16 protein-coding genes and 1 pseudogene are annotated in these 16,754 nt (G+C 57.6%); 11 read left to right on the forward strand and 6 right to left on the reverse strand.

All coding sequences use genetic code 11. The features are described from left to right. Positions 1-5: 5 nt before the first annotated feature. Positions 6-2,861 (forward strand): valine--tRNA ligase, encoded by a 2,856-nt coding sequence (locus SB719_RS12920; protein WP_065650252.1) that lies wholly within the window; start codon positions 6-8, stop codon positions 2,859-2,861. Positions 2,862-2,928: 67 nt separating this feature from the next. Beyond that, positions 2,929-3,435, forward strand: coding sequence for a GNAT family N-acetyltransferase (locus SB719_RS12925; protein ID WP_292975267.1), 507 nt, complete (start codon positions 2,929-2,931; stop codon positions 3,433-3,435). Positions 3,436-3,445: 10 nt separating this feature from the next. Here the strand turns inward: SB719_RS12925 and miaE are convergent, their stop codons facing one another. Next, on the reverse strand, positions 3,446-4,207 hold the full coding sequence (miaE, locus tag SB719_RS12930; RefSeq protein WP_412159286.1) for a tRNA isopentenyl-2-thiomethyl-A-37 hydroxylase MiaE: 762 nt from the start codon (positions 4,205-4,207) through the stop codon (positions 3,446-3,448). 55 nt (positions 4,208-4,262) lie between these two features. Beyond that, positions 4,263-4,688: a ribonuclease E inhibitor RraB gene (gene rraB / locus SB719_RS12935; RefSeq protein ID WP_039382316.1), complete on the reverse strand. Its 426-nt coding sequence runs from the start codon at positions 4,686-4,688 to the stop codon at positions 4,263-4,265. 163 nt (positions 4,689-4,851) lie between these two features. Between rraB and argF the strand changes: the two genes are divergently transcribed. The 7 genes from argF to SB719_RS12970 all read left to right on the forward strand — a co-directional run bounded on the left by argF (position 4,852) and on the right by SB719_RS12970 (position 11,361). Beyond that, positions 4,852-5,859 carry an ornithine carbamoyltransferase gene (gene argF, locus SB719_RS12940; protein ID WP_304233310.1) on the forward strand — a complete coding sequence of 336 codons (1,008 nt, stop codon included), beginning with the start codon at positions 4,852-4,854 and terminating at the stop codon, positions 5,857-5,859. Between the two features lie 229 nt (positions 5,860-6,088). After that, positions 6,089-7,024: an aspartate carbamoyltransferase gene (gene pyrB, locus SB719_RS12945; protein WP_292975256.1), complete on the forward strand. Its 936-nt coding sequence runs from the start codon at positions 6,089-6,091 to the stop codon at positions 7,022-7,024. Positions 7,025-7,037: 13 nt separating this feature from the next. Beyond that, positions 7,038-7,502, forward strand: coding sequence for an aspartate carbamoyltransferase regulatory subunit (pyrI, locus tag SB719_RS12950; protein WP_065650257.1), 465 nt, complete (start codon positions 7,038-7,040; stop codon positions 7,500-7,502). An 80-nt stretch (positions 7,503-7,582) separates the two neighbouring features. After that, positions 7,583-7,969: a 2-iminobutanoate/2-iminopropanoate deaminase gene (gene ridA / locus SB719_RS12955; RefSeq protein ID WP_065650258.1), complete on the forward strand. Its 387-nt coding sequence runs from the start codon at positions 7,583-7,585 to the stop codon at positions 7,967-7,969. Between the two features lie 141 nt (positions 7,970-8,110). After that, positions 8,111-10,249 carry an anaerobic ribonucleoside-triphosphate reductase gene (gene nrdD / locus SB719_RS12960; protein ID WP_304233304.1) on the forward strand — a complete coding sequence of 713 codons (2,139 nt, stop codon included), beginning with the start codon at positions 8,111-8,113 and terminating at the stop codon, positions 10,247-10,249. Next, complete coding sequence (gene nrdG / locus SB719_RS12965; RefSeq protein WP_412159287.1) at positions 10,246-10,773, forward strand: anaerobic ribonucleoside-triphosphate reductase-activating protein; 528 nt, start codon at positions 10,246-10,248, stop codon at positions 10,771-10,773. The genes nrdD and nrdG overlap by 4 nt, the downstream gene beginning before the upstream one ends. A gap of 66 nt (positions 10,774-10,839) precedes the next feature. Next, positions 10,840-11,361 carry a type 1 glutamine amidotransferase domain-containing protein gene (locus SB719_RS12970; protein WP_065650260.1) on the forward strand — a complete coding sequence of 174 codons (522 nt, stop codon included), beginning with the start codon at positions 10,840-10,842 and terminating at the stop codon, positions 11,359-11,361. A 521-nt stretch (positions 11,362-11,882) separates the two neighbouring features. On the opposite strand, the gene SB719_RS12975 is transcribed toward SB719_RS12970, so the two are convergent. Further along, the gene (locus tag SB719_RS12975) at positions 11,883-12,302 is read right to left on the reverse strand and encodes a YhbP family protein (RefSeq protein ID WP_065650261.1); all 420 of its coding nucleotides are present in this window, start codon (positions 12,300-12,302) and stop codon (positions 11,883-11,885) included. Positions 12,303-12,376: 74 nt separating this feature from the next. On the opposite strand from SB719_RS12975, the gene SB719_RS12980 reads away from it, so the two are divergent. Further along, positions 12,377-12,664: a GIY-YIG nuclease family protein gene (locus tag SB719_RS12980; protein WP_412159288.1), complete on the forward strand. Its 288-nt coding sequence runs from the start codon at positions 12,377-12,379 to the stop codon at positions 12,662-12,664. Here the strand turns inward: SB719_RS12980 and SB719_RS12985 are convergent. After that, the gene (locus SB719_RS12985) at positions 12,648-13,154 is read right to left on the reverse strand and encodes a GNAT family N-acetyltransferase (RefSeq protein ID WP_065650263.1); all 507 of its coding nucleotides are present in this window, start codon (positions 13,152-13,154) and stop codon (positions 12,648-12,650) included. The genes SB719_RS12980 and SB719_RS12985 overlap by 17 nt on opposite strands. A gap of 59 nt (positions 13,155-13,213) precedes the next feature. Then, positions 13,214-13,460: pseudogene (locus tag SB719_RS12990) on the reverse strand (SCP2 domain-containing protein); the annotation flags it as partial. A 301-nt stretch (positions 13,461-13,761) separates the two neighbouring features. Here SB719_RS12990 and SB719_RS12995 point away from each other — a divergent pair. Then, complete coding sequence (locus SB719_RS12995) at positions 13,762-14,772, forward strand: luciferase-like monooxygenase (RefSeq protein WP_065650264.1); 1,011 nt, start codon at positions 13,762-13,764, stop codon at positions 14,770-14,772. A 69-nt stretch (positions 14,773-14,841) separates the two neighbouring features. Here SB719_RS12995 and SB719_RS13000 read toward each other — a convergent pair whose 3' ends face one another. Then, positions 14,842-16,743, reverse strand: coding sequence for a DEAD/DEAH family ATP-dependent RNA helicase (locus tag SB719_RS13000; RefSeq protein ID WP_065650265.1), 1,902 nt, complete (start codon positions 16,741-16,743; stop codon positions 14,842-14,844). Positions 16,744-16,754: the final 11 nt, after the last annotated feature.

The following is a 16,754-nucleotide window of genomic DNA, read 5'->3' on the forward strand; positions in this document are numbered from 1 at the left end:
CAGAAATGGACAAGACATATAACCCGCAAGATATCGAGCAGCCGCTCTACGAGCACTGGGAACAGCAGGGCTACTTTAAACCAAATGGCGATACCAGCCAGGAAAGCTTTTGCATCATGATCCCGCCGCCGAACGTCACCGGCAGCTTGCATATGGGTCACGCCTTCCAGCAGACCATCATGGATACCATGATCCGCTACCAGCGCATGCAGGGTAAAAATACCCTGTGGCAGGCGGGCACTGACCATGCCGGTATTGCGACGCAGATGGTTGTGGAGCGTAAAATCGCCGCTGAAGAGGGAAAAACGCGTCAGGATTATGGCCGTGACGCCTTTATCGATAAAATCTGGCAGTGGAAAGCGGAGTCCGGCGGCACCATCACCCGCCAGATGCGCCGCCTCGGCAACTCCGTGGACTGGGAGCGCGAGCGCTTTACCATGGATGACGGCCTCTCCAATGCGGTGAAAGAAGTGTTTGTGCGCCTCTACAAAGAGAACCTGATCTACCGCGGCAAACGCCTGGTAAACTGGGACCCTAAACTGCGCACCGCTATCTCCGATCTGGAAGTAGAAAACCGCGAAAGCAAAGGCTCGATGTGGCATATCCGCTATCCGCTGGCGGATGGCGCGACCACCGCAGACGGCAAAGATTATCTGGTTGTCGCCACCACCCGTCCGGAAACCCTGCTGGGCGATACCGGCGTTGCTGTTAACCCGGAAGATCCCCGCTATAAAGATCTGATCGGTAAAGAGCTGATCCTGCCGCTGGTAGATCGCCGCATTCCGATCGTCGGTGATGAGCACGCCGATATGGAAAAAGGCACCGGCTGCGTGAAGATCACCCCGGCGCACGATTTCAACGACTATGAAGTGGGTCGTCGTCACAAGCTGCCGATGATCAACATTCTGACCTTTGACGGCGATATTCGCGCCCGGGCAGAAGTGTTCGACACCAACGGTGAAGCAAGCACCGCCTGCTCCGATGAGATCCCGGCTGCGTTCCAGGGCATGGAGCGCTTTGCCGCGCGTAAAGCGATTGTCGCTGCCGTGGATGAGGCGGGCCTGCTGGATGAGATCAAGCCACACGACCTCACGGTGCCGTACGGCGATCGCGGCGGCGTGGTCATTGAGCCGATGCTGACCGATCAGTGGTACGTGCGTACCGCGCCGCTGGCGAAAGTCGCGGTGGAAGCGGTTGAAAACGGCGATATCCAGTTTGTACCGAAGCAGTATGAAAATATGTACTTCTCCTGGATGCGTGATATTCAGGACTGGTGTATTTCACGCCAGCTCTGGTGGGGTCACCGCATTCCGGCGTGGTATGACAATGACGGCAACGTCTATGTCGGCCGCACCGAAGAAGAGGTGCGTCAGGAGAATAACCTGGCCGCAGACGTGGCGCTGCGTCAGGATGATGACGTGCTGGATACCTGGTTCTCCTCCGGCCTGTGGACCTTCTCTACCCTTGGCTGGCCGGAGAACACCGAAGCGCTGCGTACCTTCCACCCGACCAGCGTGCTGGTGAGCGGCTTCGACATTATCTTCTTCTGGATCGCGCGCATGATCATGCTGACCATGCACTTCATCAAAGATGAGAACGGCAAGCCGCAGGTGCCGTTTAAGACCGTCTATATGACCGGTCTGATCCGCGATGAAGAGGGACAGAAGATGTCGAAGTCGAAAGGCAACGTCATCGATCCGCTCGATATGGTTGATGGAATTTCGCTGGAAGCGCTGCTGGAGAAACGTACCGGCAACATGATGCAGCCGCAGCTGGCGGAAAAAATCCGCAAGCGTACCGAGAAGCAGTTCCCGGACGGCATCGTGCCATCAGGCACGGACGCCCTGCGCTTTACGCTGGCCGCGCTGGCCTCAACCGGACGCGATATCAACTGGGATATGAAGCGTCTTGAAGGCTACCGCAACTTCTGTAATAAGCTGTGGAACGCCAGCCGCTTTGTGCTGATGAATACCGAAGATCAGGACTGCGGGCAGCAGGGTGGCGAGCTGAAGCTGTCGCTGGCGGACCGCTGGATCCTGAGCGAGTTCAACCGCACGGTGAAAGCGTACCGTGAGGCGCTGGACAGCTATCGCTTCGATATCGCGGCCAATATTCTCTATGACTTCACCTGGAACCAGTTCTGCGACTGGTATCTGGAGCTGACCAAGCCGGTGATGAACAGCGGCAGCGAAGCGGAGCTGCGCGGCACGCGCAACACGCTGGTAACGGTGCTGGAAGCCCTGCTGCGTCTGGCACACCCGATTATTCCGTTTATTACGGAAACTATCTGGCAGCGCGTAAAAGTGCTGAAAAACATCGATCATGACACCATTATGCTGCAGCCGTTCCCGCAGTATGACGCGGCGAATGAGGATGCCGCAGCGCAGGCAGACATTGAGTGGATGAAACAGGCGATTGTCGCGGTACGTAATATCCGCGCTGAGATGAACATCGCGCCGAGCAAGCCGCTGGATGTCCTGCTGCGCGACTGCTCCGCTGACGCACAGCGTCGCGTGGAAGAGAACCGTAACTTCCTCTCCCGTCTGGCGCGGCTTGCGAGCCTGACGATCCTGCCGGCGGGCGAGAAAGGCCCGGTCTCTGTGACCAAAATCGTTGAGGGAGCAGAACTGCTGATCCCGATGGCCGATCTGGTCAACAAAGAGGCGGAGCTGGAGCGTCTGGCGAAAGAGCTGCTGAAGCTGGATGTTGAGATTGAGAAGATCCAGACCAAGCTGGCGAACGAAGGCTTTGTGTCGCGTGCACCGGAAGCGGTGGTCGCGAAAGAGCGCGAGCGCGTGGCGGAAATGGAGCAGTCAAAAGCAAAACTGATTGAACAGCAGGGCGTGATTGCGGCATTGTAAGCGCTTAAGACCTGTTCGCTAACCGAAGCCGGGCTCTGCCCGGCTTTTTTATTACCGGAATTCTGCCATGAGCACCCTCACCTCACTGAATCTGCAGGTCCGCCCGATCTGCGCCGCGGACAACCTGCCGATTGCACAGGTGATCCGCACGGTGTCAGCCGAGTTTGGCCTGACCGCCGATAAAGGCTATACCGTCGCCGATCCTCAGCTTGATCGCCTGTTTGAACTCTACAGCACGCCTGCAAGCGCCTACTGGGTTGTGGAGCTGGAGGGCAAGGTTGTGGGCGGCGGCGGCATTGCGCCGCTGGCGTGCAGCGCACCCGATATCTGCGAGCTTCAGAAAATGTATTTTCTGCCGCAGGTGCGCGGGCGCGGTCTGGCACGTGAGCTGGCGCTGCGCGCGCTGGCGTTTGCTCAGGCACAGGGATTCCGCCGCTGCTATCTGGAGACCACCGCCAGCCTGACGCGGGCGATTGCGCTTTATGAAGCGCTGGGATTTACGCATATTGACCGCGCCATGGGCTGTACCGGTCACGTCGATTGCGAAGTGCGGATGCTTAAAACGCTGGCGTAGAGGGCCGCACTCAGAACGCGGGCACGCCGCTGTGAAAGCGCAGCTCCGTATCCGGCTCGCCGATCAGGCGCGCTTCCGCTGCGCCGATCGCCTGTACGCGCGGTGTGATATCGCGCGGTGAGATCTGCGCCGCCAGCGCAAGGTAGTCCTGATAGTGTCGCGCTTCTGAACGCAGCAGCGAGATATAGAACTTCTCCAGCTGCGCATCCAGATGCGGTGCCAGGCTGGCAAACCGTTCACAGGAGCGCGCTTCAATGTAGGCGCCGCAAATCAGCTTATCCACCAGCGTATCGGGCTCATGGGTGGTGACTTCCCGCAGCAGCCCTTTGGCGTAGCGACTGGCGGTGATTTTGCGGTAAATCAGACCGCGCGCCTGCATGATCTCCCATACCTGATAAAAGTGGTGTAGCTCCTCTTTGATCAGCAGCACCATCTTCTCCACCATCTCATCCGCCCACGGCAGCTCGTTGCGCACGATAACGCTTTTGGTCAGATTTTTATGCGCATTAATGAAGTCGCTGCTGTGCGCTTCGCCAAAAACAAACGCCTCATAGGGTTCAAGCCACGCCAGAATGGCCTCGCCGCTCGGTTTATCCGCCACATATTTCCGGATCAGCCACACGGCGGTCTGCGCAGCTTTCAGCTCGCACACCATGTGATCGGTCAGCAGCAGCGTGAGATTTTCCGGCTTGCGCGCCTCCAGGATCCACGCCTCAGGCGTGCGGCAGTGCAGGAACTGGTGAATAGGGGTTAATAGCGGAGCGTAATTCATTGGTGGTCTTTACAGGCAGGTAAGTGAAACGGGCGACAGACGCCGCCCGGTACGATCAGTGACGGACGCCGTTATCCTCGCCGTCATCGTCCATCTCTTCATCTTCGTCTTCGTCATCTTCCGCGTTGGGATCTTCGAAGTAGGTGCCCCAGCCGTCATAATCAACGTTGTATTTGCCCACCAGGTTCACCAGCTGCTCAACCTGTGCATCGATCAGTTCAGGTTTCAGCGCAGATTCGCTGAGGATATCCACACACATCACCGTGGTGCCATCTTCCAGCTCCAGCTCTTCCGGCTCGGTGACTTCATAGCCCAGCTTAAACGCATCAACGGCGGCTTTTTCCAGCGAGTCGAAGTTGTTGCAGGAAAGATGGTGTTCAATGGTGTAGAGCGCATCCGGATCGCTTCCGTCATCCAGCAACTCTTCGATGATCAGACGCGTCTCTTCGCGCTGTTCTTCCAGCAATGCTTCGTATGCCATGGGTAAGTCCTCAAAATGGTGGCAGTGAATGCAATTATTTTCCCATACTGCCTCGCGCGCCACTACACAAAACAGAAAGTTTATTTGCGCCGGGGTTGAAAATGAATATTCATACGGTTAGATTGAATTTTAATTCATTACCAAGCGGCTTACGGAGCAAAGCATGAGCCAGTTATATTTGAAACATTTCCTGCGGTTACTGGATTTTACCCCGGCAGAGATCGCCAGCCTGCTGTCGCTGGCCGCTGAATTGAAACAGGCTAAAAAAAGCGGCAGTGAACCCCGCTACCTTACCGGCAAAAATATCGCGCTCATCTTCGAAAAAGACTCGACCCGTACCCGATGCTCTTTCGAAGTTGCCGCTTACGATCAGGGGGCGAATGTGACATACCTCGGGCCAGGCGGCAGTCAGATTGGCCATAAAGAGTCCATGAAAGATACCGCCCGGGTGCTGGGACGCTTCTACGATGGCATTCAGTATCGCGGCTATGGTCAGACCCTGGTGGAAACACTGGCTGAACATGCCGGCGTACCGGTCTGGAACGGCCTGACCGATGAGTTTCACCCTACGCAGCTGCTGGCCGATCTGCTCACGATGCAGGAGCAGCTGCCGGGTAAAGCGCTGAGCGACATGACGCTGGTATATGTGGGCGACGCACGCAACAACATGGGCAACAGCATGCTGGAGGCCGCCGCGCTGACGGGGCTCGATTTGCGTCTGGTAGCGCCTGAAGCATGCTGGCCGGAGACGGAGCTGGTAGAGACCTGCCGGGCAGCGGCGGCGCAGACCGGCGGAAAAATTACGCTGACGGAGAATATTGCCGAAGGCGTACAGGGTGCAGACTTTATCTATACTGACGTCTGGGTCTCAATGGGCGAGGCGAAATCGGTATGGGAAGAGCGTATTGCTCTGCTGCGCCCCTATCAGGTTAACCGCGCGATGCTGGCGCTGACCGGTAATCCGCAGGTGAAGTTTCTGCACTGTCTGCCCGCTTTTCATGATGATAAAACCACCCTGGGCCAGCAGCTGGCCGCACAGTACGGGCTGGAAGAAGGAATGGAAGTCAGCGACGAAGTATTTGAGTCGGCGCACAGCGTCGTGTTCGACCAGGCGGAAAACCGCATGCATACCATCAAAGCGGTGATGGTGGCCACGCTGGCCCAGCGCTGATTAACGCCAGGCAAACGTTTACTTAGCGCTTGCTGCCCGCCTGTGAATGCGTATAATGCGCCACAATTTGCCGGAGGAAACATGCCACAGCGCCAGCCACATTTTGCTGCTCCCGTCCGCCTGAACGCAGGCGGTACCGCTGTTTCTTTCCGCTATTCACCGATCGTTATAAAGCCCCTGTAAAGGGGCTTTTTTTTGTCCGCTATCCGGCAGCACTGAGGAGAAAGCTATGGCTAACCCGCTATATCGCAAACACATCATTTCCATCAACGACCTCAATCGCGATGAACTGGAGCTGGTGCTGCACACCGCTGCCCGGCTTAAGGCGCAGCCGCAGCCTGAGCTGCTGAAGCATAATGTGATTGCCAGCTGTTTTTTCGAAGCCTCTACCCGGACCCGCCTCTCATTTGAGACGGCGATGCATCGCCTGGGGGCATCGGTGGTCGGGTTCGCCGACGGCGGTAACACCTCGCTGGGCAAAAAAGGCGAAACGCTGGCCGACACCATTTCCGTGATCGGCACCTACGTTGACGCTATCGTGATGCGCCATCCGCAGGAGGGTGCGGCGCGTCTGGCTACGGAATTTTCAGGCGGCGTACCGATCCTCAATGCCGGTGATGGCGCAAATCAGCATCCGACGCAAACCCTGCTCGATCTCTTTACCCTCCGTGAAACGCAGGGACGGCTTGATAACCTCAGTGTCGCGATGGTCGGCGATCTGAAATATGGCCGCACCGTGCACTCGCTCACGCAGGCACTGGCGAAGTTCACCGGCAACCGTTTCTATTTCATCGCCCCGTCTGCGCTCGCCATGCCCGCTTATATCACCGATATGCTGGATGAACAGAACATTGTCTGGACGCGGCACGACAGCATTGAAGAGGTGCTGCCTGAGCTGGATATTCTTTATATGACGCGGGTACAGAAAGAGCGTCTCGATCCGTCAGAGTATGCCAACGTAAAGGCGCAGTTCATTCTGCGCGCCGCCGATCTGCATGGCGCGCGCGCCAATTTGAAAGTGCTGCACCCGCTGCCGCGTGTGGATGAGATCGCCACCGATGTCGACAGCACGCCCCACGCCTGGTATTTCCAGCAGGCGGGTAACGGCATTTTTGCCCGCCAGGCCCTTCTGGCGCTGGTACTGAATAGCGAACTGGCAGAATAAGGAGCAATCGATCATGACTCAGGATAATAAACTGCAGGTAGAGGCCATTAAACGCGGCACGGTCATCGACCATATTCCGGCACAGACGGGGTTTACGCTGCTGTCGCTGTTCCGCCTGACAGAAACCGATCAGCGCATTACCATCGGCCTTAACCTGCCTTCCGGCGAGATGGGACGTAAGGATCTGATCAAAATTGAGAACACTTTTCTCACAGAAGATCAGATCAACCAGCTGGCGTTCTATGCGCCGCACGCCACGGTGAACCGCATCGATGAATATGAAGTGGTCGCCAAGATTACGCCAGCGCTGCCGGCGCGCATTGAGCAGGTGCTGACCTGCCCGAACAGCAACTGCATCAGCCGCAGCGAGCCGGTTTTCTCCAGCTTTGCCGTAAAACAGCGTGATGACGATATCCACCTGCAGTGCAAATATTGCGAGAAGTCGTTTGCCCGCCATGTGGTACTGGGTCACTGGTAATCATCTGACCGCTCCCTATAATGGGAACCCTGGCTTACGCGGCAGGCGTCCCGCCGGTCGCGCACTTCTGAGGAGAAACGATGTCTCGCGAAATCAGTACGGAACAGGCACCCGCCGCTATCGGTCCCTATGTGCAGGGCGTGGATCTCGGCAGCATGATTATCACCTCCGGACAGATCCCGGTTGATCCGGCAACCGGTGCGGTCGCGGAGGACGTGGCGGCACAGGCGCGCCAGTCGCTGGAGAACGTAAAAGCGATTGTTGAAGCCGCAGGCCTGCAGGTCGGCGACATTGTCAAAACCACGGTCTTTGTCAAAGATCTCAACGATTTTGCCACGGTTAACGCCACTTACGAGGCGTTCTTTACTGAACATCAGGCCAGCTTCCCGGCGCGCTCCTGCGTGGAGGTCGCCCGCCTGCCTAAAGATGTCAAAATTGAGATTGAAGCGATCGCCGTACGTCGCTGATCCCCTGTCCCTCTGCCTGTCGGGAGAGGGACTCGCCACTTCCTTGCGGCATATCAAGCCATACGCGATTAATCCCCGTTCAGACACAACATATAGCCATTACACTACCTGGAATATCTATATATAGTCCAGGGAGCGTGTATGCCGGTAACAGTAATAAAGCGCGACGGCTGCAAAGTAGCGTTTGACACACAGCGGATTGAACAGGCCATCGCGGCGGCGGCAGAGGCCGTGGCGCAGTACGATCCCGCCTGGTGCCGGGCACTGGCTGAAGAGATCGGTCAGCGGCTGGCCACCCATGCAGAAGTTGATATTCATGAGATCCAGCAGGCGGCGGAAGACGCGCTGATGCATGCCGGCAAGCCGGCGGTGGCGCGCGCGTGGATTGAGTATCGTCACGACCGCGATCGGGCGCGCGAGCAGCGCAGCAGGCTGCATCATGCGATCAGGGGGTTAGTGGAGCAGACCGACACGGCGCTGCTGCATGAGAACGCCAATAAAGACAGTAATGTGATCCCGACACAGCGCGACCTGCTGGCGGGCATCGTGGCAAAACATTATGCGCAGCAGCATCTGCTGCCGCGTGCGGTCGCAGAGGCGCATGAGCGTGGCGAGATCCACTATCACGATCTCGATTACGCCCCTTTCTTTCCGATGTTCAATTGTATGCTGGTCGACCTGCGCGGCATGCTGACGCAGGGCTTTAAAATGGGCAACGCGGAGATTGAGCCGCCCAAATCGATTGCCACCGCGACCGCTGTCACCGCGCAGATCATCGCGCAGGTCGCCAGTCATATTTATGGCGGCACAACCCTAAACCGTATTGATGAAGTGCTGGCGCCGTTTGTGGAATTAAGCATGGCGAAGCATCGCCGGATTGCCGCGGCGTGGCAGATCGAAAGCGCTGAAGCGTATGCCCGTGAACGCACTGAAAAAGAGTGCTTTGACGCGTTTCAGTCGCTGGAATATGAAGTCAATACGCTGCACACCGCCAATGGCCAGACCCCCTTTGTGACGTTTGGCTTCGGGCTTGGCACCTGTGAAGCCGCGCGCATGATCCAGCGGGCGATTCTGCATAACCGGATCGCCGGACTGGGTAAAAATCATAAAACGGCGGTATTTCCCAAGCTGGTATTTGCCATCCGCGACGGCATAAACCGGCGACCAGGCGACATGAATTACGATATCAAACAGCTGGCGCTGCGCTGCGCTGCTAAACGTATGTACCCCGACATCCTCAATTATGACCAGGTTGTGGCGGTGACCGGCTCATTTAAAACGCCAATGGGCTGCCGCAGCTTCCTTGACTGCTACGAGGAGCAGGGAGAGCCGGTACATGACGGGCGCTGCAACCTTGGCGTGGTGACGATCAACCTGCCACGCATTGCGCTGGAGGCGCAGGGAGATGACGATCGCTTCTGGCAGCTGCTCGACCAGCGGCTGGCGCTGACAAAGCAGGCGCTGATGACGCGTATCGCGCGTCTTGAGCGGACTAAAGCGCGCGTAGCGCCCATTCTCTATATGGAAGGTGCCTGTGGCATACGGCTGCAGGCGGATGAAGAGATTGGTGCCCTGTTCCACAACGGGCGGGCGTCGGTTTCGCTTGGCTTTATTGGCCTGCATGAGACGCTGAATGCGCTGAGCGGGAACAGGCAACACCCTTACGATTCACCCGAACTGCGGGCAAAAGGGCTGGCCATTGTTTCCCGCCTGCACGCGGCGGCCAGCGCGTGGAAAGCGGAGAGCGGGTACGGCTTTAGCCTCTACAGTACGCCGAGTGAGAACCTGTGCGATCGCTTCTGTCGCCTCGATGCAGCCGAATTTGGTGTGGTCCCGGGCGTGACCGATAAAGGCTACTACACCAACAGTTTCCACCTTGATGTAGAGAAGAAGGTAAATCCGTACGACAAAATCGATTTTGAAGCGCCCTATCCGGCGATCAGCAGCGGCGGCTTTATCTGTTACGGCGAATATCCCAGCCTGCAGCATAACCTGAAAGCGCTGGAAGATGTCTGGGATTACAGCTACCACCGGGTGCCCTACTACGGCACCAATACGCCGATTGATGAATGCTACGCCTGCGGCTTCAGCGGTGAGTTCAGCTGCACCAGCAAAGGCTTTACCTGTCCCGCCTGCGGCAATCGCGATCCCGCCCGGGTTTCCGTCACGCGCCGCGTCTGCGGCTATCTTGGCAGCCCGGATGCCCGCCCCTTCAATGCCGGTAAACAGCAGGAGGTGCAGCGACGCGTGAAGCACATGAGCGGCGGGCTGCCAAAATGATGCGTATTCATGGCTATTATGACATCGACGTGGTGAACGGGCCGGGTACGCGCTGCTCGCTGTTTGTCGCGGGCTGCGAGCATCAGTGCCGGGGCTGTTATAACCCGCGCACCTGGCGTACCGACACGGGCACACCGTTTACGCTGCAGATGGAAGAACAGCTGATTGCCGATCTCAACGATACGCGCGTGCCGCGTCAGGGCCTGTCGCTCAGCGGGGGCGATCCGCTGCATCCGCACAATGTGCCGCATATTCGCCGGCTGGTGCGCCGCGTACGCCGCGACTGTCCCGGTAAAGATATCTGGCTCTGGACCGGCTATGAGCTGGCTGAACTTTCTGCCGCCCAGCGGGTAATACTCGACGCTATTGATGTACTGGTTGATGGCCGGTTTGTTGAGGCTGAAAAGGATGCAAAGCTGCAGTGGCGGGGCAGCCGGAACCAGACAATCTGGTGGTTGCGTCTGCTGCCGCTGACGCCGCCTGCAGAAGACATTACGTCGTCCGGCTTGCGTTTCAGTCATTAGCGTCCAGACTTGTCAGGTCACTCATGCAACGAACCCTGCGTTCGCGAACCACATGGAGAAGAGAAGATGGGCAAGAAAATAGCGGTTCTGATCACCGATGATTTTGAGGATTCTGAATTTACCTCACCAGCGGATGCTTACACCCAGGCGGGCCATGACGTGGTCACCATTGAGATGCAGGCAGGAAAAACGGTTAAAGGTAAACAGGGCAAAGCGGAAGTGAAGATCGATAAAGATATCGATCACGTCAGTGCAGCGGAGTTTGATGCGCTGCTGCTGCCGGGCGGTCACTCCCCTGACGCACTGCGCGGTGACGATCGTTTTGTGCAGTTCACCAAAGAGTTTGTTGCCAGCGGCAAACCGATTTTCGCCATTTGCCACGGGCCGCAGCTGCTGATCAGCGCCAACGGCGTGCGCGGCCGCAAGATGACCTGTGTGAAAGCGATTGCGATCGATCTGCGTAACGCCGGTGCCGATTTTTACGACAAAGAAGTGGTCGTGGATGATGACAAGCTGGTCACCAGCCGCACCCCGGAAGATCTGCCGGCATTTAACCGTGAATCGCTGCGCATCCTGAACGCCTCGTAATCCCCCGGACGATCGTTGTGGCCAGGGCGGCATGAATGCCGCCCCTGCGGTTGCACGATCTGTAGGGGGCGCATTCATGCGCCCCCTGGTTTCTGCGATTTACCTGAGCCAGGGCGGCATGAATGCCGCCCTTACGATTGCACGATCTGTAGGGGGCGCATTCATGTGCCCCTGGTTTCTGCGATATACCTGACCCAGGGCGGCATGAATGCCGCCCTTACGATCGCACGATCTGTAGGGGGCGCATTCATGCGCCCCTGGTTTCTGCGATTTACCTGAGCCAGGGCGGCATGAATGCCGCCCTTACGATTGCACGACCTGTAGGGGGCGCATTCATGCGCCCCTGGTTTCTGCGATTTACCTGAGCCAGGGCGGCATGAATGCCGCCCTTACGATTGCACGATCTGTAGGGGGCGCATTCATGTGCCCCTGGTTTCTGCGATATACCTGACCCAGGGCGGCATGAATGCCGCCCTTACGATCGCACGATCTGTAGGGGGCGCATTCATGCGCCCCTGTCATTATGCGGTACGCTGCCAGCTGATTTTCTTCCCAAAACCCAGCGTGTTATCCGTCATCTTCAGCTCATCTATCGTGAGCTGCCAGAGCGGAGCAATCCTTTTTTTAGCTACCGGAAAACGGCGCTGATAGGCGCTTAATGCCTGCGCGTCCTCGCTGAGTTGCACCCGTCCACGATATTGCACACCTTTAAGCAGCTGAACACTTTTTGGCTGGCCATTGATGGTGCCTGCGACCTGCGGGTTATGCAGCATCATTGCACCATGCCGCGTGGCGGTGTCGCTCATCAGCCAGAATGCCATCTGTGCTTCATCAAACAGATAGTAGCAATTAGCGCACCACAGCTCTTCCGGTGCGCTGGCGCAGATCGAAAGCACATGCTGTTTCTTCAGATAACGCAGTAAATGAGACAGATCGGACAAAGGTCGCTCCCTGCACATAGCCGTGAACGCGGCGGCGCGTTACACTGCCGGTGCTTTGTTTTGAGGTCTGAGAAATGGAACAGAACTGGCAGCTTTATATGCTGCAAACCGCTGCCGGGATGATCTATACCGGGATTACTACCGATGTGTCGCGCCGGCTGCAGCAGCATCAGCAGGGACGCGGCGCCCGCTCGCTGCGCGGCAAGGGACCACTGACGCTGATGTTTCACTGCCCCGCCGGTGACCGCGCTGCGGCCTCACGCCTGGAGTATCAGGTCAAGCAACTCGCCCGTACCCATAAACTGCTGCTGATCGCGCAGCAGCCGGCGTGTCTGACGACCTGGTTTACTCAGCGTGGTTGAACGGCGCAGCAAATACGACTAACCCTTCCGCGCCGCTGAACGCATCGTCAGCCAGCTTATAAACCTGAAATGCGCTTTCGCTGTCGGGCCAGCGGCAGTGCAGCCCATGGCGCGCCGCCGGCTCGAAACCCAGCGGCTGGTAAAAAGCGGGATCGCCCAGCACCACGACCGCGCTGTAGCTGAATTCGTTCAGGGAATCGAGACCCTCATAAACCAGCTGCTTTGCAAGACCCTGCCCGCGCAACGAACTGTCAACAGCCAGCGGGGCCAGCGCCACCCAGTTACGATCTTCACCCTGCAGCGTCACCGGACTGAAAGCAGCGTAGCCCAGCACCTGACCTTCATCGTCGGTCGCCACCACGCCCAGCGTGAGCAATCCATCTTCGCGCAGCTGCTGTACCCGTTCAGCCTCAGCTGTCGTCGCAAAACTGCGTTTTAGCAGGCTATCGATGCCGGCAGCATCAACGCCAATCTCAGTACGAATTAACATGGCATCCCCGTGCGTGACGCATAAGCCTGCGCCTCCTGTTTCCTTTCTGCTTTAGCCAGAGCAGCTACCAGCAGCAAGTCATTGGCTTCGCCGCGAAACCCGGCATCTGCTTCGGCATCGCGTGAAACGGTCAGACGCCGCCTGCAGCGTAGCGATGCGGCAAAACTGACTCGCAGCAATCCGATCGCCCAGGCCGCGCCCTTGCAGAAAGTCTAACTCACCTTTGACGAAAACATGACGAAATTGCGCGTTTAAGAGTTGTTGCAAAAGACTTTTTTCCGTCTGATTTGCAGTTATGCCCGCAATAAACGCGTAATCAGAAGACTTTTTCCGCCAACAGGCAGTGTACAGACGCGAACAGTGTAGCGCAGCGCATTCTGTAAAATGTGATCAATTATGCCACGTCAGTCGCACGGGGTTCTGTGCTGAGATCAACAAGGTGGTCACTGCGCGTCAGGAAAAGCGGGAGCCCCCGCGGGAAATGGTTAATAAAGGCACAATCCGGCTATATCCCTGCCCGTAATAGCAGTTTTAATATGGGTAATGTTGCGTAATACTTATGGCAGCAGGCTGCTCAACGCCTGCGCCATCATTTGCTGGAGTACTCATGTCTGAGAAAAAACCTGTTCGCCTGTCCGTGCTGGATCTGGCTCCTATTCCGCAAGGCGCGTCTGCGCGCGACGCCTTTCACAACTCACTGGCGCTGGCGCGCCAGGCGGAAGCGCTGGGTTTCCACCGCTACTGGCTCGCTGAGCATCACAACATGACCGGCATTGCCAGCGCAGCGACTTCGGTACTGATTGGTTATCTCGCAGCAAACACCGAAACTCTGCGTCTTGGCTCCGGCGGGATTATGCTGCCCAATCATGCGCCGCTGGTGATCGCCGAACAGTTTGGTACCCTGGAGTCGCTCTACCCTGGCCGTATCGATCTCGGGCTGGGCCGTGCACCGGGTTCCGATCAGCGCACGATGATGGCGCTGCGCCGTCATCTCTCCAGCGCTCAGGCTGACAGCTTCCCGGAAGATGTCGCTGAACTGCTGCGCTGGTTTGACGCTGAAGAGGGCGAACATCATCCGGTACAGCCTGTGCCGGGACTCGGCCTGAAAATTCCGGTATGGCTGCTCGGTTCAAGCCTCTATAGCGCCCAGCTGGCGGCGAAGCTCGGGCTGCCGTTTGCCTTTGCCTCGCATTTTGCTCCGGATCTTCTGCTGCAGGCGCTGCACCTGTATCGGGAAAAATTCCAGCCTTCAGCGCGGCTGGCAAAGCCATACGCTATGGTGTGTGTGAATATAGTCGCGGCGGATAGCGAACGCGACGCGCGCTTCCTGTTTACCTCTATGCAGCAGCAGTTTATCAACCTGCGCCGCGGTAAACCGGGCCCGCTGCCTGCGCCGGTGGAAAATATGGACAACCTCTGGTCACCGTCAGAGCAGTATGGGGTGCAGCAGGCGCTGAGCATGTCGATAGTGGGCGACAGCGAAAAGGTGCGTCACGGTCTGGCTGCGCTGCAGCGTGAAACGCAGGCGGATGAGATCATGGTTAACGGTCAGATCTTTGATTCCAGCGCGCGGCTGCGCTCCTTTGCACTGGCGATGGAAGCCGCCAGCACGCTGTAACGGCTGAGCCAAAAAGATAAAAAAAGGGACGCCATATGGCGTCCCTTTTTACTGCTTAACGTTTAGCGATTATGCATCACGACGACGTGAGGTGCCTTCGTCGCGACGTGGGCCACGGCCCGCTTCACGGCTAAAGCGTCCGCCTTCGCGGCCACCTTCACGACGCTCTGAGAAGCGACGCGGTGCGCCTTCACCACGTGGTGCACTGTCGCCACGCGGTGCGCTGCTGCGACGCTCGCCACCGAAGTCACGACCGCCACTGCGGCGCTCAGTACGTTCGTGCGGCTGCGCATCACCCAGCAGCTGCATATTCATCGGCTTGTTCAGAATACGCGTGCGGGTAAAGTGCTGCAGAACCTCACCCGGCATGCCTTTTGGCAGCTCGATGGTGGAGTGCGTGCCAAACAGCTTGATGTTACCAATGTAGCGGCTGCTGATATCACCTTCGTTAGCGATAGCACCCACAATGTGGCGAACTTCAACGCCGTCATCGCGGCCCACTTCAATGCGGTAAAGCTGCATTTCGCCAACGTCACGACGCTCACGACGCGGACGATCGCCATCACGGCTCTCACCACGGCTGTCACGGTCACGGCGTGGACGATCAGCGCGGTCATCACGATCGCGGAACTCACGACGCTGCGGACGCGGCGCGTCAGCCGGTACGATCAGCGGACGTTCACCCTGAGCCATTTTCAGCAGGGCTGCTGCCAGCGTTTCGATATCCAGCTCTTCTTCCGGCTGCATTTTGCTCAGCAGTGCACGATACTGATCCAGATCGCTGCTTTCCAGCTGCTGCTGAACTTTAGCGGCGAACTTAGCCAGACGACGTTCACCCAGCAGCTCTGCGTTTGGCAGTTCTACTTCCGGAATAGTCAGCTTCATGGTGCGTTCAATGTTGCGCAGCAGACGACGCTCGCGGTTCTCAACGAACAGCAGCGCACGGCCAGCACGACCTGCACGACCGGTACGGCCGATACGGTGAACATACGATTCCGCATCCATCGGGATATCGTAGTTTACGACCAGGCTGATACGCTCTACGTCCAGGCCACGGGCCGCAACGTCGGTAGCAATCAGGATATCGAGACGGCCATCTTTCAGGCGCTCCAGCGTCTGCTCACGCAGTGCCTGGTTCATGTCGCCGTTCAGCGCGGCGCTGTTGTAGCCACTGCGCTCTAAGGCTTCAGCCACTTCCAGCGTTGCGTTTTTAGTCCGCACGAAAATGATCGCTGCATCAAAATCTTCTGCTTCCAGGAAACGCACCAGCGCTTCAGTTTTACGGCCGTAAGCGGTCCAGTAAGACTGTGAAATATCCGGGCGCGTGGTTACGCTTGACTGGATACGCACTTCCTGCGGATCTTTCATGAAGCGTTTGGTAATACGACGAATCGCTTCTGGCATAGTTGCAGAGAACAGTGCGGTCTGATGACCTTCCGGGATCTGCGCCATGATGGTTTCAACGTCTTCGATGAAGCCCATACGCAGCATTTCATCAGCTTCGTCCAGTACCAGACCACGCAGGTTAGAGAGGTCCAGAGTGCCACGTTTCAGGTGGTCCAGCAGGCGACCCGGGGTACCCACAACAATCTGTGGTCCCTGACGCAGGGCGCGCAGCTGTACGTCATAACGCTGGCCGCCATACAGGGCCACGACGTTGACGTTACGCATGTGTTTAGAGAATTCTGTCATTGCTTCAGCCACCTGCACCGCCAGTTCGCGGGTCGGTGCCAGCACCAGGATCTGTGGTGCGCGGACAGAAGGATCAACGTTGTTTAACAGCGGCAGTGAGAACGCCGCGGTTTTACCACTACCGGTCTGCGCCATACCCAGAACATCACGGCCCGCCAGCAGGTGAGGAATACACTCAGCCTGGATTGGGGAAGGCTTAACGTAGCCCATACCGTTCAGAGATTCGAGGATGTCGGCGTTCAGGCCCAGATCAGCAAAAGTGGTTTGAATATCAGTCATGTAGTACACGT

Origin of the sequence: Pantoea sp. SIMBA_079, from assembly GCF_046940275.1 — a bacterium.
Taxonomy (GTDB): domain Bacteria; phylum Pseudomonadota; class Gammaproteobacteria; order Enterobacterales; family Enterobacteriaceae; genus Pantoea; species Pantoea borealis.